The 14,998-nt window shown below is 69.7% G+C and carries 15 protein-coding genes; 12 read left to right on the top strand and 3 right to left on the bottom strand.

Translation table 11 applies throughout. The features are described from left to right. The first annotated feature begins 194 nt into the window (after positions 1–194). From OG801_RS10600 to OG801_RS10590, 3 genes are read left to right on the top strand one after another with little or no spacing between them, the layout of a single operon-like run. Positions 195–1,022 carry a protein phosphatase 2C domain-containing protein gene (locus OG801_RS10600; RefSeq protein ID WP_355021207.1) on the top strand — a complete coding sequence of 276 codons (828 nt, stop codon included), beginning with the start codon at positions 195–197 and terminating at the stop codon, positions 1,020–1,022. After that, positions 1,019–2,932, top strand: a complete 1,914-nt coding sequence (locus tag OG801_RS10595; RefSeq protein WP_355021206.1) for an FHA domain-containing protein — start codon at positions 1,019–1,021, stop codon at positions 2,930–2,932. The genes OG801_RS10600 and OG801_RS10595 overlap by 4 nt, the downstream gene beginning before the upstream one ends. A gap of 46 nt (positions 2,933–2,978) precedes the next feature. After that, a complete protein-coding gene (locus OG801_RS10590) occupies positions 2,979–4,130 on the top strand; it encodes an RDD family protein (RefSeq protein ID WP_406035679.1) in 1,152 nt (383 codons plus the stop codon). A gap of 78 nt (positions 4,131–4,208) precedes the next feature. Here the strand turns inward: OG801_RS10590 and lepB are convergent, their stop codons facing one another. Next, entirely contained in the window at positions 4,209–4,973 is a 765-nt protein-coding gene (lepB, locus tag OG801_RS10585; protein ID WP_355017732.1) for a signal peptidase I, read from the bottom strand. Between the two features lie 113 nt (positions 4,974–5,086). Between lepB and OG801_RS10580 the strand changes: the two genes are divergently transcribed. The 3 genes from OG801_RS10580 (at position 5,087) to OG801_RS10570 (ending at position 7,808) form a co-directional block, all read left to right on the top strand. Beyond that, positions 5,087–6,166, top strand: coding sequence for a nitrate- and nitrite sensing domain-containing protein (locus OG801_RS10580; RefSeq protein WP_406035677.1), 1,080 nt, complete (start codon positions 5,087–5,089; stop codon positions 6,164–6,166). A gap of 9 nt (positions 6,167–6,175) precedes the next feature. Beyond that, positions 6,176–7,021, top strand: coding sequence for an ExsB family transcriptional regulator (locus OG801_RS10575; protein ID WP_406035675.1), 846 nt, complete (start codon positions 6,176–6,178; stop codon positions 7,019–7,021). Between the two features lie 79 nt (positions 7,022–7,100). Continuing rightward, positions 7,101–7,808 carry a M50 family metallopeptidase gene (locus tag OG801_RS10570; RefSeq protein WP_355017735.1) on the top strand — a complete coding sequence of 236 codons (708 nt, stop codon included), beginning with the start codon at positions 7,101–7,103 and terminating at the stop codon, positions 7,806–7,808. Positions 7,809–7,813: 5 nt separating this feature from the next. Here the strand turns inward: OG801_RS10570 and OG801_RS10565 are convergent, their stop codons facing one another. Further along, positions 7,814–8,212 (bottom strand): cold shock domain-containing protein, encoded by a 399-nt coding sequence (locus OG801_RS10565; RefSeq protein ID WP_160026974.1) that lies wholly within the window; start codon positions 8,210–8,212, stop codon positions 7,814–7,816. Between the two features lie 461 nt (positions 8,213–8,673). On the opposite strand from OG801_RS10565, the gene OG801_RS10560 reads away from it, so the two are divergent. From OG801_RS10560 to OG801_RS10540, 5 genes are all read left to right on the top strand, one after another. After that, positions 8,674–11,985, top strand: coding sequence for a nitrate- and nitrite sensing domain-containing protein (locus OG801_RS10560; RefSeq protein ID WP_406035673.1), 3,312 nt, complete (start codon positions 8,674–8,676; stop codon positions 11,983–11,985). Then, positions 11,982–12,377 carry a roadblock/LC7 domain-containing protein gene (locus OG801_RS10555; protein ID WP_008360946.1) on the top strand — a complete coding sequence of 132 codons (396 nt, stop codon included), beginning with the start codon at positions 11,982–11,984 and terminating at the stop codon, positions 12,375–12,377. The genes OG801_RS10560 and OG801_RS10555 overlap by 4 nt, the downstream gene beginning before the upstream one ends. 28 nt (positions 12,378–12,405) lie before the next feature. Beyond that, entirely contained in the window at positions 12,406–12,756 is a 351-nt protein-coding gene (locus OG801_RS10550) for a DUF742 domain-containing protein (protein WP_008360948.1), read from the top strand. A 40-nt stretch (positions 12,757–12,796) separates the two neighbouring features. Next, complete coding sequence (locus tag OG801_RS10545) at positions 12,797–13,348, top strand: ATP/GTP-binding protein (RefSeq protein ID WP_084101379.1); 552 nt, start codon at positions 12,797–12,799, stop codon at positions 13,346–13,348. Between the two features lie 176 nt (positions 13,349–13,524). Continuing rightward, positions 13,525–14,334, top strand: a complete 810-nt coding sequence (locus OG801_RS10540) for a DUF3027 domain-containing protein (RefSeq protein ID WP_406029261.1) — start codon at positions 13,525–13,527, stop codon at positions 14,332–14,334. A 10-nt stretch (positions 14,335–14,344) separates the two neighbouring features. Here OG801_RS10540 and OG801_RS10535 read toward each other — a convergent pair whose 3' ends face one another. Then, positions 14,345–14,734 carry a DUF2530 domain-containing protein gene (locus tag OG801_RS10535; RefSeq protein WP_406035671.1) on the bottom strand — a complete coding sequence of 130 codons (390 nt, stop codon included), beginning with the start codon at positions 14,732–14,734 and terminating at the stop codon, positions 14,345–14,347. A 90-nt stretch (positions 14,735–14,824) separates the two neighbouring features. Between OG801_RS10535 and OG801_RS10530 the strand changes: the two genes are divergently transcribed. After that, positions 14,825–14,974: a DUF1059 domain-containing protein gene (locus OG801_RS10530; RefSeq protein ID WP_406035670.1), complete on the top strand. Its 150-nt coding sequence runs from the start codon at positions 14,825–14,827 to the stop codon at positions 14,972–14,974. Positions 14,975–14,998 lie beyond the last annotated feature (24 nt).

The following is a 14,998-nucleotide window of genomic DNA, read 5'->3' as shown; positions in this document are numbered from 1 at the left end:
TAGTGCAAGGATGTGCGAGTGGCTGCTCGGGCGGCGAGTTGGCCGGAGTCATGAGGGGACGGCGTGGCGAGATCAGGACGAGCAAGAAGCAGGCGTGAGATGCGCTCTGTGGGCCAAGAGCGCAACTGGTCTGCGAGTGAGCGGAAGCCTGTGTCCATCGGCATCACGCTATCCCGGCAGGCCTAGGGGGCGAGATGTCCAGGAAATTAGTGATCGCGCACGGGGCCGCGACAGATGTCGGCCAGGTGCGGAAGGTCAACGAGGACTCCCATGTGGCCGAGCCACCGGTCTTCGTCGTCGCGGACGGTATGGGCGGCCACGACGGTGGTGACATCGCCAGTGAGATGGTGATCCAGGAGTTCGCCAAGCTCGGTGGCACCCATTACGCGTCCGAGTCCGGCAGCCAAGCGATGGTCGAGGCGCTCCAGGCGGCCCAGGACCGGATCGTGGCCTTCGCGCTCGAGCAGCGCTCGCGCGGGGCCTCGGACTACCAGTCCGGCACCACCTGCGCCGCGGCTCTCATCGCCGACGGCGGAAGCAGCCCGTTGTGGATCCTGCTCAACGTCGGCGACTCGCGGATCTACCGATACTTCGACGGCACGCTGAGCCAGCTCAGCCGCGACCACAGCCTGGTCCAGGAGCTGGTCGACTCGGGGCAGATCACGCGTGAGCAGGCCGAGCACCACCCGGAGCGCAACGTGGTGACCAGGGCGCTGGGCGGGATGGCCCCGGCGGTCCCGGACATCTTCCAGGTGACTCTGCCCGTGGGCGCCCGGCTGATGCTGTGCTCCGACGGCGTGAGCGGGATGATCTCGGATTCTGAGATCGCCGACATCCTCGCGGCGGAGGACACCGACGCCCGCGACACGGCCGAGAAGCTCGTCGCCGCCGCGGTCGAGGCGGGTGGCCGGGACAACGCCACCGCGATCGTGGTCGATGTGATGGGATTGACCGAGGAGAACCCGTATGACTCGGAGCAACAAAGGGTGAGTATGGAGCAGAAGCTAGGAGTGCTGCCATGAGTGAGCCAGCAACCATCGCAAGCACGTCCTACATGCCGGGCACTTGGTTCGGCATCATCGGTGAGAGCGCCACGGTGCTGCTCCCGCCCTCGGAGAAGAGCCGTGCGGGCGCGCTGTGGGCGCTCGTCGACGACGGTGCCGGGTTCGACGAGGTGCTCGACGCGCTCGTCGCGACCGGGCTCAGCTCGTTGCCGGGCTTCGTCCTCATCTCCGGGGACGTGACGCCTGACGGCGGCAGCGTACGCACGGTCGTGCGCGGCCCGTCCGTGGTCTCGTTCGAGGCCGGCGAAGGCACCGTCGAGGTCGACGGATCGTCGTCGAAGACGTGGGTCGAGCGCACCCTCGAGGGTGTCACCAGGATGTCCGTCTCGCTCGGCGAGGAGGGCGCGACCGGCGAGCCGATGACGGCGCTCGGTGGCCTGCTGCGGGTCTCGGGTCTCGAGGTTCCGCCGCCGGTCCCGGAGTCCGCCCAGGACGACTCGCCGGAGAGCCGCGCCGGTTTCGTCGCTGCCCCGGTGGCCGTCGAGGAGGGCCCCGAGGAGAGCGTCGACGAGCCGGCCCCGGGTGACCCGCTCACCGATCCTCTTCCCGAGGACAGCTACGCCGACTCCGCCGACGACCTGGACTCCGCCGAGGAGCAGGGTCTCGACGAGGACGAGCCGGTAGCGGCTCCGCCCTCCCTCTCGGTCGTTCCGCCGATCCCGGTCTCGGGTGATCTCCCCGGTCTCGGGGCGGACGCTGAGTCGGACTCCGGCTCGGAGGCAGACCTCGGCCCGGACTCCGACTTCGACGCGGACTCCGACGCGGACGAGCCGATCTCGGTCAACCGTGGCGACGAGTCCGGCGAGGCGTCGGCGCCGCGTCACGACGACCTGACCGAGCCGACCGAGGCGTTCGAGATGCCGGCCGCCTCCCAGGACGCCGACGACCAGGACTTCCCGGAGCCGGCTACCGGCAGCTACGAGGACGACTACGCCAGCGACGAGCACGCTGCTGCCGTGGCTTCCTCCTTCGGTCCCTCCGCGGTCTCCCCGGAGCCGGTGTCCGACATGGACGTCGCCTCCGACGCCGAGACCGAGGTTCTTCCGGCCGTCGACGAGCAGCCCTACGACGAACCGGAGTCTTACGACGAGCCCGAGTCCTACGACGAGCCCGAGTCCGCCCCGGCGCCCGGCTTCGGCCCGCCGTCGATGCCGCCTCCGCCGCCGCTGACGACGCCTCCGCCGCCTCCGGTGGACGCGCCGGTCGAGGGTCTGATCGATTCAGCGCCGAGCGAGGCGCCGATCGAGGCACCGGCCTTCGACGGCCCGCCCGTCGACGCTCCGGTGACCGACATCCCTCCGGCACCCCCGGCCCCTCCGGCGTTCCCGGCCCCGCCCGCGCCGCCGGCTCCGCCCGTGGCGCCGATCCCCGAGACCCACGACGAGCCGGTCTGGGAGGAGCCCAACCCCGATGAGGACGACCACGACGGTCTGACCCGCATCGGCGTCGGCGAGGACCTCAACGCCGGGCTCGCCGGGATCCCCGGCCAGCCCGAGGCCCCGAAGGTGACCGCCTACCCGGTCGCGCGCCTGGAGTTCTCCAGCGGTGACCGCGTCGAGGTCGACCGGGTCGTCCTGGTCGGCCGCGCCCCCGAGGCGAGCCGGTTCACGCCCACCGAGCAGCCGATGCTGGTGACCGTGCCGAGTCCCCACCAGGAGATCTCCTCGACCCACTGCGAGATCCGTCCCGGTGCCGGGGTCGACCACGGCGCAGCGGTGGTCACCGACCTCGGCTCGACCAACGGCACCGTGCTGGTCCAGCCCGGTCTCGGCCCGGAGGACCTGCGTCCCGGCGTACCCGTCCAGCTCATGCCGGGTGCCGTCATCGACCTCGGTGACAGTCTGACGATCCGGGTGACCAACCCATGATCAAGCGGCTCTCGCTCATGTCGCCGGCCACCTTGGAGGCGGCGGCATGAGCGTGGCCGGCCTGCCGGCTCCAACCGTCGAAGCTGCGATCGCGGAGCCGGACCGTCGGTTCTACGCCTTTGCCATCGACCGGGTGATCGCGTGGGCGATCTTCGCCGCGGCCGGGTTCGCCGCCTGGCTGATCTTCTTCCGCAACGACAACCCGCTTCCCGGCGTCGGCCTGATCGTCAGCGTGGTGCTGGCGGTCTGGCTGGTCGGCACCGTACTCACCGGCTCCGGGGGCAAGACCCCCGGGAAGATGGCCCTCGGGCTCCGCGTGGTCAGCGATGACTCCGGAGCCGCGGGCCGTCCCATCGGCGTCGGCAAGGCGTTCGTACGCCAGGCCCTGCTCGGCCTCTGCACGATCCCGACGCTCGGCATCGGCACCGCCACCTTCGCCTGGGTCGCCGCGATGGACGACCGCGGCCGTCGCCAGGGGTGGCATGACCGCCGTGCGGGCTCGGTCGTGGTCGACGTACGTCCTCCGGCGGTCGTCGAGGCCGAGGAAGAGGCCCCGGCGCCGCGCCGCATCGTCAACCTGACCACCATGCGCCTGAAGCAGGCCGAGGCGACCCCGGAGCCGGCCGAGCGGCCGCAGACTCCCGCCGCCCCGACCCAGAGCGCCGCTCAGGCCGAGGCTCAGGCGGCCCCGACCCTGGTCCCGGCACCGATCGCCCGTCAGGCTCCGCCGGCCCCCGTGCCGCCGACGCCCACGCCGCCCGCTCCGCCCGCCCCGCCCGCGCCGCCGGTCGCGTCGGCAGCGCAAGCGGTAGCGCAGCCTGCCCCTCCGCCGCCTCCCGTACCTGCTCCGCAGCCCGCGGCGACGGCTCGCTGGCGGGTCACGTTCGACACCGGTCAGAGCTTCGTGGTCGAGGGTCTCGCCATCGTCGGTCGCGGACCCGAGCCGCGTCCGGGCGAGGAGGTCGCCCACCGGGTAGCCCTCTCCTCGAGCGATATGTCCTTGTCCAAGACCCACGCTCAGTTCCAGATCGCGGCCGACGGCACCCTCGTGGTCATGGACCGCGGCTCCACCAACGGCACCACCCTGATCCGCCAGGGTGCCGCACGAGCCCTCGGCGCCCGCCGCCCCGCGGCTCTCGTCGACGGCGACAAGGTCAAGTTCGGCGACCGCACCATGGATGTGGTTCGCGAGGCCTGACCGCCGAAAGGTCACCCGCGCCGGCCGAGACGTCACACAGTTGACGTCTCGGCCGACGCGCGTGACGCCTCTGCAGGGTCAGTCGACGGAGTCGAAGGTCTCCGGGCGGTGCTCGACGCCGAAGCGGTCGGTGGGCCAGAAGACGACGGCGACGCGGCCGACGACGTCGGAGACGGGTACGAACGCGTTCGAGCAGGCTTCGTCGCCAGACTCCTGGCGTTCGGGGCTGCACAGATGGAAGGACGAGTCGGCGGAGTTGGCGCGGTTGTCACCCATCACGAAGATCCGGCCCTCGGGGACGACTGCCTTCCAGCCTCGGCAGCCGCCCTTGACGTACGACCCGTTGTCCTGCGCCATCGGGCCGTCGCAGGTGTCGGCAGGAGCGATGAAGGACGACGCGTCCAAGGGCGTGCCATTGACGACGACGCGGCCCGACTCGCAGCACTCCACGGTGTCGCCCGCGACGCCGATGACCCGCTTCACCAGGTGGTCGCCGGTCGGGTAGAGCCCGATCTTGGCGAGCACGGCCCTGAAGCCGGTAGGGGCAGGTGCGATCTGGTTGGCGGAGAGCCAGCCGCCGGGATCGGTGAAGACGACGACGTCGCCTCGCTCGGGCGTGCCGCCCATCCAGTAGGACGGCTTCTCCACCAGGACGCGGTCGTTGACATCCAGCCCGGGCTGCATCGACTCGGAGGGGATGTAGAACGCCTGGGCGAGGAACGTCTTGATGATGACGGCGAGCAGGATCGCGGTCACCGCGATGATCAGGATCTCGACGAGCGACCCCAGAACCCCCCTCTGCCGTCGGCCTGACCCCACCGACGCCTCCCGCTCTGCCCCCATGTTGAGACCCTATCCAGACGCCGGGTCGGACCCGGGCGCTATCCAGAATTCACGGGCGCGCGGCGCCGCTCCTGCCCTAGGGTTCCTCACTCATCCGGACCCGAGAGGGCGTCATGACCGACACACTGGAATCCCCGACCCACGAGCGTGCCAAGAAGGGCGCGTGGGCGATCTGGACCGTCCTGGCCCTGGCCGTGATCGTCGCCATCGTGGCAGGTGTCCTCGGCTATCTGGGCATCTCGCGGGCGACCAGCCAGGCGGGACCCAGCGCGCGGACGGTGACGCTCGCCGAGGCTCTTCCGGAGACCTTCGACCTCGCGGCCAACCTGTCATTCGAACGCGATGCGATGGCGGCCGGCGTACCTCCGGTCGTGCTCCGGCCGATACAGCAGATGACCGATGAGTCGGCGCAGGCGTGGCGCGCTCGCGCGCAGGAGATCGACGGCGGCGACAAGGAACTCGACGCGACGCTCACCCGGATCGCCGAAGGCGTCGACGGCATCGATGAGCTGCGTACGCAGATGCAGGACGATCGCGCCAAGGGGACGGAGGGATATACAGCCCTGACCAACGACCTGTTCAGCATCGCGGGCGATCTGCCGAACACCGGCGATGGCCAGGTCGCCTCGTCGATCGAGGCGATCGGCCACATGCCCGAGGCATGGGAGGCGCTGGGCCAGGAGCGCGCGATCATGATGGCTGTACTCGGCAGGTCACAGCCGCCCGGCAAGAAGCAGATCAGCGACAACGAGATCATGGCGCTCACCGAGGCGGAGGCCGGACTGCGGCGCTCGCTCGCCGCCTTCTATGAGGGGTCGTCGGCGGACCAGCGTCGGGCGCTCGACGGGCTGACCAACGGCACGGCCTCGGAGGGCGTCACCGGCGTGCCGGCCCACCAGGCCGTCAATGAGGTCATCGCCGGTGGCGGCACCGCACTGACCCTGGAGTCGTACGTCGCGTCCAGCAACGACTTCGTGCGCGGTCTGCAGGAGGTGCTCGTCGCCTCCGCCCAGGAGATCGCCGAGGAGATGCGGGCCGACAGCGACGACGCAACCCGCACCGCGCTCGCCGCGGTGGTTCTCACGCTCGCGGTCGTGAGCGTCCTCGTCGTCATTCTGATCGTGCTCGTGGTCCTGCTGGTGGTTCTGGTCTCTCGGCGCCGATCCACGAACACGCGTGGAGTCCGTGGATAGGGTCGGAGCGTGTCCGACCTCGACCAACGGCTCAACGCTCTCGAAGCGGATCTCAAGACTCGGGGAAGCGTGCTGGTCGCCTTCTCCGGCGGCGCCGACAGCGCCTTCCTCCTGGCGGCCGCGGCCAGAGCTCTGGGCAGCGACAACGTCGCCGCCGCGACCGGCTATTCGCACAGTCTTCCGATCGCCGAGAGGGACCCGGCCGCCGAGTTCGCGAAGGGCCTCGGCGTACGCCTGATCACCCCGCAGACCCACGAGATGGAGCGGGAGGGCTACCGGGCCAACGGCGCCGACCGTTGCTTCTTCTGCAAGGCGGAGCTGCTCGACACCCTCGTGCCGCTGGCCCGTGAGCTGGGCCTTGCCCACGTGGCCACCGGCACCAACGCCGACGACGCGATCGAGGGTCTCAACGGCCTCCGGCCCGGCATTCGTGCGGCCGCCGAGCGCGGTGCGATCACCCCGCTCAGGGACGCGGGGCTGACCAAGGCGCAGATCCGCGAGGCCTCGCGCCGCTGGGAGCTGCCGACCTGGGACAAGCCGGCCGCGGCCTGCCTCTCCAGCCGGATCGCCTATGGCCTCGAGGTCACCCCGAGGCGCCTCGCGCGCGTGGAGAGAGCAGAGCAGGGCATACGCAGCGTCCTGGCCGCCCGCGGACACGACGCCGCCAGGGTGGACCTGCGCGTGCGTGACCATGGGGAGAGGGCCACCGTGGAGCTGTCCGCTACCCTCCTGCCTCTCGACCCCCACCATGCCGACGAGGTGCTCAAGACAGTGACCGAAGCAGGATTCCCCGCCGCGGAGATCGACCCACGGGGCTTCCGCTCCGGATCGATGAACCAGAAGGCGGCGAAGTGAGCGAGCGTCAGCGAGTGAACCACGAGCACAACACGCCGTCGCCTTCGTATTCTGGCGTTTGCGCTACGGAGGCGGCGGCGTGAGGGAGTTCTGGGACACGATCACCGCGACCCAGACCGTCCCCGAAGCGCCTTGGCTGATCGGCGCCGGGCTCGTCGCGCTGGTGCTGGTCGTGTGGCGTGGGAGCTGGCGCACCGTACGTCTCGGCGTCACCGTCGTCCACGAGGCCGGTCACGCAGTGGTCGCGGTCCTGGTGGGAAGACGCCTGGCCGGGATCAAGCTCCACTCCGACACCTCGGGCGTCACCCTCTCGCGCGGCAAGCCGTCCGGGCCGGGGATGGTGGCGATGCTCGCCGCCGGCTACCTCGCCCCGGCGCTCCTCGGCCTGCTCAGCGCGACCATGCTCGCCGCGGGGCACGCCCTGGGGCTGCTGTGGCTCCTGGTGGCGGCGATGCTCGTGCTGCTGCTGTGGGTACGCAACGGCTACGGCCTCGTCGTCCTGCTGGTCCTCGGCGCCGCCCTGGGCGCGATCAGCTGGTACGCCGACGGCCGCATCCAGACCATCGTCGCCACGCTGGTCACCTGGCTGCTCCTGCTCGCCTCACCGAGGCCGCTCCTGGAGCTCCTCGGCCGCGGCGAGCGAGGTCGCCGCGGCTCCGACCCCGACCAGCTCGCCGGTCTGACCGGCATCCCGTCGGTGCTATGGATCCTCGTCCTCCTGGCGGTGAACGTCGCCGGCCTCGTGGTCGGCGTGCAGACCCTGATCCCAGACCTGAGCTGGATCTAGCGGACCTAGAGCTCGAACTCGTCGGCGATCTGGCGCAGCGCGGGGGAGACCTTCTTGGCCAGCTCGCGCGTGGGCGGGCGGCCCTGGGCGTAGCCGTCGCGGATGTCGTCGAGGAGCTTGATCACGTTCTCGACGATCAGCTCCATCTCCTCGGGCTTGCGGCGCTTGGCGGCACGCTGGCGCCCGGCGACGGACGGGGAGCGCTCCAGAATGGTCACCGAGAGCGCCTGCTCACCGCGGCGCCCCTGGGCGATGCCGAACTCCACCCGGGTGCCGGCCTTCAAGGTCTTGGCAGCGCCCTCGGGGAGCGCGTCGGCGTGGACGTACACGTCCGGACCGTCGTCCTGCGACAGAAACCCGAAGCCCTTGGTGGCGTCGAACCACTTGACCTTGCCAGTAGGCACGGCAGCTTGCCCCTTCCTCGCGCATCAGCGCTACGAACGTACGTCGCCCGGCGACTGTGACGGCCGACGCGGGAGAGCCTAGTCCTCAGCGCCCAGGGACGCGTGAGGTATTCCCCTCTCCGGCGTCGACGGCATCCACGGATGGCTCGCCATGTCGTCCCTCGTGCGGGTGGGGCCTATACTCCGCCTACCCCTCCATAGATTTGCAAATGATTTCGTACACCATTGGTAATCGAGACCACTTATGACGTAAGTTTGCGTCGCCAAAGACTGCAGACAGGTACGCCCGGGTGCCAGCAGACTTCGCGGCGGGGGACTGGGGTATGCGCCACAGACGGTGCATGCCTCTCGGGAATGATGTGACATGGCCACGAGAGGGAGTAATGGCCGAGCCATACGCAAGCACAACCCACCGTCCGGAACGTAAGCCCTGGCAGGGAATTCGAGCGCGCCTCATCTTCGTGCTGCTCATCCCGACCATCGCGGCGATGGTGTTCGGCGGGTTGAGCATTTCGCGCGCCCTCTCAGCCCAGGCGGAAGCACGCCAGGCCGAGACTGTCGCCCAGGCACTGCCTGACACCTACCAACTCGCGATCAACATCCTGTTCGAGCGTGACGGTGCGCTCGCGGGTGTTCCCGAGGTCGTCATGCGGCCTCTGCAGCAGAAGACCGACGAGTCGATCGAGGCTTGGAGCGCCAAGGCGAAGGAGATCGACGCCGGCGACGACAAGGACCTCGAGAACAGCATCGTCGAGATCCAGCAGGCGCTGAACGGCATCGACGACCTGCGGGCGCAGATCCAGGAGCGGGACACCGCGGTCGAGGCCCAGCTGGCCTACACGACCGTGATGAACAACCTCTTCGGGATCTCGGCGCAGATGCCCACGCTGGAGAACGACGAGGTCTTCTCCAAGATCTCGGCGATCAGCAACGTACGTCCCGCCTCGGAGGCGATGGGCGTCGAGCGCATGATCATGATGCAGGCGCTGGGCGCCAAGGCGGCCGCGGAGAAGGACGGCGCGGTCAACCCCGACGTTCTCACCGACGAACAGTTCGCAGAGCTTGCCCGCGCCGAGGCCAAGTGGCGTCTGTCCACGGCTGACTACTACGCCAAGACGTCCGACAACATCCGGCAGCAGCTCGACGAGCTGACCAACGAGACCACCGACCAGGGCTCGGTCGGGGCGCCTGCCCACCGGGTCGTCAACCAGGTGATCTCCAGCGGCAGCATGGACCGGGTCAAGATGACCCCGGACCAGTACACCCAGGCCAGCACGGAGTTCATCCGTGGCCTGCAGAAGATGATCGTCCAGACCGCGCAGGAGATCAGCGACGACGTCGAGCAGATCAAGAGCGACGCGACCCGCGACGCCATCGTCATCGGTCTCCTCGTTCTCGGTGTTCTGATCTTCGCCCTCGCCGTCGGTCTGGTCGCGGCCCGCTCGATCCTGTCGCCGCTGAGCCAGCTGCGTCGTCTGGCCTACAACCTGGCCAACCACGACCTGCCCGAGCGAGTCGCCTACATGAACCAGGCCGAAGGCCCGGTGGATACACATGTGGAGCCTCTGGACATCGCGCGTCGAGACGAGATCGGTGACGTCGCGGACGCGTTCGACGCGGTCCACGTCGAGGCGATCCGGCTGGCGGGCGAGCAGGCCGAGCTGCGTACGAACGTCGACAAGATGTTCATGAACCTCTCGCGCCGTTCGCAGAGCCTCGTCGAGCGTCAGCTCCAGCTCATCGACCAGCTCGAGGCCAACGAGCAGGACCCCGACGACCTCGCGAACCTGTTCCGCCTGGACCACCTCGCCACCCGAATGCGCCGCAACGACGAGTCCCTCCTGGTTCTCGCCGGTGGCGAGATCGGCCACGCGGCTCGTGGTCCGGTCCCGGTCCTCGACGTGCTCCGTGCCGCCGCCTCCGAGATCGAGCAGTTCGCCCGGGTCGACATCGACTCCGACGAGAACGCCGAGTTCGAAGGCGCGATCGCGGGTGACCTCGTGCACCTCCTCGCGGAGCTGATCGAGAACGCCACCAACTTCTCCCCGCCCGACACCGCGGTCACGATCCGCACCTTCCGCGCCGGCCCCGCCGCGCCGCTGCTGGTCGAGATCGAGGACCTCGGAATCGGCATGACGCCGGAGGAGCTCGACGCGGCCAACATGAAGCTGCGCCGTGCGACGGGCCTCGACGCCGACGTCGCCCGGATGATGGGTCTGGTCGTGGTCGCGCGCCTGGCGGCGCGTCACGGTCTCTACATCGAGCTCGTTCCCAACCGCCCCCGCGGTGTGGTCGCGCGCGTCGAGATGCCGGTCACCACGATCGTCGGCGCTCACGCCGAGGCCCCGTCGGGCCAGCAGCAGGGCTTCGACGCCTACGCCTTCCAGCAGGGCGGCTATGGCCAGCAGGCCGGCGCCTACCCGGGCACCGGCGAGCTTCCCTACGAGATGCAGTACGGGATGCCCGCCTACGACGCCCAGCCGTACGCAGGTGGCAACCCCTACGACGTGCCGGTCGGCGCCCTTCCGGCCCCCGAGGCGCCCGCGGCTTCCGCCGCAGCACCCCCGGCCCTGCCGAGCCGTACGCCCGGTGCGTCCAACCACCCCAACCTGTCCAACGGCGGTGCGCCGGCCTTCCAGCAGCAGGGTGCCAACGGTCACTCGGGCCAGCACAACGGCTTCGGTCAGAGCGGCCCGCAGACCGGCCAGCTGCCCGCATACGGTGGTGTCCCGCCGATGCCGGGCGACCCGGGGTTCGAGGGTCCGGGCGCGCGTACGGGCAGCTTCCCGGCGCAGCCGCAGCAGTTCAGCGGTGGCCAGCCGCAGTACGGGGGAGACCCGTTCGGCGGCGACCCGTTCGGCGCCAACCAGCCGCCGGCCCCGCAGCAGAGCCCCAGCGGCCAGCAGCAGAACTTCCTGTCCAACATGCTGCCGGTTCGCAAGGCCGAGGACCTGGCCGCGCGCTTCCCCGACGGTCGCTTCGACCCGAGCACCGAGACCGGCGAGCTGCCGCGTCGCGACCCGGGCATGCAGGGCGGCAGCCCGTTCGGCACCGACACGGGCGCGTTCCGCACCTTCGAGCGCCCCAACGAGCGCACGGCGCCGCGTACGCCGCCGCCGGGCTTCGGTCCCGACGACGACCCGTTCGGTCCGGCCGGTGACGCGATCGCCCCGAGCCCGATGGGCCCGATGGCTCCGGAGCCGACCAACTCGCCGAACCCGCTCGACTCGACCACCGAGGTTCCGATCCTCGACGACGAGGGCAGCTCGATCTTCGACGACCTGCAGTCCGAGTGGTTCACCCGTCGTCGCCCGCTCGGCGCGCGCCGGGCGATGGAGACCAAGGGCGACCCGCTCAGCGACCCGATCGCCCCGGCCGCCAAGGCCGGTCCGGGACCCAAGCCCGACGTTCCCCGTCCGGCGCCCGCCCCCGCGAGCGAGCCGGTCGACGAACCGGTCGCTCAGGACGACGAGCCGACCACGCCGACGAGCTGGTCCTCGCCGGGCGACGAGGGCTGGCGCCGGGCGCAGGAGCTGGAGCAGCTGCAGGAGCAGGAGCCGGCGACGATCACCCAGGGTGGCCTCCCCGTCCGTGTCCCGGGTCAGAACCTGATCCCAGGTGCTGCCCCGGCGGTCACACCACCGTCATCAGGTCCGCGTAACATGGACGCGCGCCGCACCCGTGGCATGTCCAGCTTCCAGAAGGGCGTCAGCCGCGCCCGCAACAACCCCGCTGATGCGGAAAGCAACCCCGAAGGTGAGGAGCAGCAGTGACAACGGCCCCCGCAGGACTGGACTGGCTTGTCGACAGCCTGACCCAGCGCACCCCTGACATCGCTCACGCGATCTTGGTGTCGGCTGATGGCATGCCGATGGCCAGCTCCGTCGACTTCCCCCCGGACCGGGCCGACCAGCTCTCGGCGATCGCCTCCGGTCTCACCAGTCTTACCCAAGGAGCAGCTCGGTGCTTCGCGGCGGGTAATGTCCAGCAGATGGTCATCGAGATGGACGGTGGCTATCTGGTCCTCATGGCGGTTGGTGAGGGCTCCAGCCTTGCTGCCCTCGCCGCCCCCGACTGCGATCTGGGACAGGTTGGCTACCAGATGCAGCTGTTGATCTCGCGTGTTGCCACCGCCCTCACCCCCGATACCAGAACCGGCGCCTGATCAGTGCCCCGACCCTAGGACCGAGATCGTGAGCAACCACGCATCCGAACCGCCGCCGCTGGTCAGGCCTTATGCCCTGACCCGTGGCCGCACGCAACCCAAGCGCGTCTTCCCGATGGAAGCACTGGTGATCACTGACCGTTACGTGATCGACGGCTACGTCCGGTCGCCCGAGGAGCGGACGATCGCAGAGCTCTGCCGCGAGAGCCGTTCCGTCGCTGAGGTCGCGGCGCTCATCCGGGTGCCCCTGGGTGTCGCCCGAGTCCTGATCGGTGACCTTGCGGAGCGCGGCGTGGTGCAGGTGCACGCCAGCAAGGTCCCGGACGCCCCGGACACCGCTCTCCTCGAGCGCGTGCTGTCCGGCCTGAGGAAGCTTTGACAGGAGTAATGCAGTGACCACCGACTCCAAGCAGGCGACGATGTCTGCGAAGATCGTCATCGCCGGCGGGTTCGGCGTTGGTAAGACGACCTTCGTGGGCTCCGTCTCGGAGATCGTCCCCCTGACGACCGAGGCCGTGATGACGCAGGCGACCGCCGGCGTCGACGACCTCTCCGCAGTGCCCAACAAGAAGACGACCACGGTCGCCATGGACTTCGGTCGAGTCTCCCTCGACTCCGACCTGATCCTCTACCTGTTCGGCACCCCCGGTCAGAACCGCTTCTGGTTCATGTGGGACGACCTGACCCAGGGCGCCATCGGCGCCGTGGTGCTCATCGACACCCGTCGCCTCGCCGACTCCTTCGGCGCGATCGACTACTTCGAGTCCCGCAACGTGCCGTTCGTCGTGGCCCACAACGTCTTCGGCGCCAACCAGGCCTACAAGCCGGAGCAGATCCGCGAGGCCCTGGCTCTGCGCCCGGACATCCCGATCGTCACCTGTGACGCTCGCGACCGTCAGTCGACCAAGGCGACGCTGATCTCGCTCGTCGAGTACGTCCTCTCCATGGTCTCCACGCGCGCTCTTCAGTAGCCAAGCGTCACCAACACCCGCCGTAGCCACGCTCCGGCGGGTGTTGGTCATTTCAAGGGCTGTCGTGACTGTGCAGTAGAGGCGTACGTCTGGGAGGATCACGCGTTGTGCGGAAGTTCAGGTTGTGGTGGCGCAAGGTGACCCCGAAGTGGCACCTGAGGCGCATGTGGGTGAAGATGTGGTCCGTGATCACGACCCCGTACGCCGATGCGACGGCCGTCGCTGCCGTCGACGAGGCCCGCGCCGCGCTCCTGTCCGACGTGCCAGCCGGTGACGTCGGAGAACATCTCGGCCATGTGGTCGAGAAGGGTGCCGGCCCGGGCGTAGTGACCCACCTGTTCGCCTGCACCCGCAAGGGCTACGTCGGGTGGCACTGGTCGGTCACGCTCGTCACCGTGCCCTCACTCGATGGCCCGGGATTCGGTGTCGATGCTCCGGTGACCATCAACGAGGTCGTCCTCGTCCCCGGTGACGCCGCGATCGTCGCGCCGGCCTGGGTGCCCTACCGCGAACGGATCAAGCCGGGCGACCTCTCGCCCGGTGATCTGCTCCCGGTCGAGGACGACGACGCACGGCTGGTCCCGACGTACGCCTTCGGTGACGACCCGCTCGACGCCGACGAGAAGGCTCAGGTGCGCGAGGTCGCCAAGGACCTCGGCCTCGGCCGTGTCCGGACGCTGTCCGTCTCCGGCTTCGACGCCGCCGCCGAGCGGTGGTACGCCGGTGACGGCGGCCCCGAGGCGCCGCTCGCGCAGGCAGCCCCCGACCAGTGCCACAGCTGTGGCTTCCTGGTCCGGCTGACCGGCCACCTGGCCACGAGCTTCGGTGTCTGCGCCAACGGCGACGCCAACGACGACGGCAAGGTGGTCAGCCTCAACCACGGGTGCGGTGCGCACTCGGAGGTGCGGCTGGCGAAGAAGCACGAGCCGCAGCCGCTGCCGGACCCGGTCTTCGACACGATCAGCGACGACGCCGAGGCCTTCTAGCCGAGCGGTTCTAGGCGAGGCCCTCGGCGCGCAGCCGGCGGGCCTTGCGGCGCCGGGTCAGCTCGATGCCGATCGCGCCGATGCCGAAGGCGGCCAGGCAGGTCCAGATCCACCAGGTCCAGCCGCGGTCGTTGAGCAGGCCCCAGAAGGGGAGCAGGGCGACGAACCCGACCAGCCAGCCGAGGGTGGCGAGCTCGAAGGCGCGGATGCCGTCCTGGTCGACGAGCTCGATCTTCGGCTCGGGAGCGGCCTGGACCGGCTCCTCGACAGGCGGCTCGTCGTAGCCGTAGGCCTGGGGGTAGCCGCCGTCCTCGGTGTAATAGTCGCCGCCGTCGTACCCTTCGTACTGCTGCTCCGGGTAGGTGCCGGAATAGTCGTCGTCGGGATACTGGTCGCTCATGCCTCCCAACCTTAGTGGCCCTTGGGTGGGCGATAGTCTGGGGCTGTCGAGCATTTCTCGGCATGGCCCCGACGACCTGGGAGGTCCCTGATGGCTTCGCTCCGCTGCCCCTGTGGCGCCAACTTCCGCACGGAGACCGACGACGAGCTGGTCGAGAAGGTGCAGGAGCACCTCGCGGAGGCGCACCCCGGCCGTACGTACAGCCGCGACGACATCCTGATGCTCGCCGCGATGTCCTGACTCTGTGACGGCGCCCTCACCCGG

It is taken from the genome of Nocardioides sp. NBC_00163 (genome assembly GCF_045206295.1).
Taxonomy (GTDB): Bacteria; Actinomycetota; Actinomycetes; order Propionibacteriales; family Nocardioidaceae; genus Nocardioides.
Note: the sequence above shows the minus strand (reverse complement) of the source record. Positions and strands in the feature narration are given on the sequence as shown.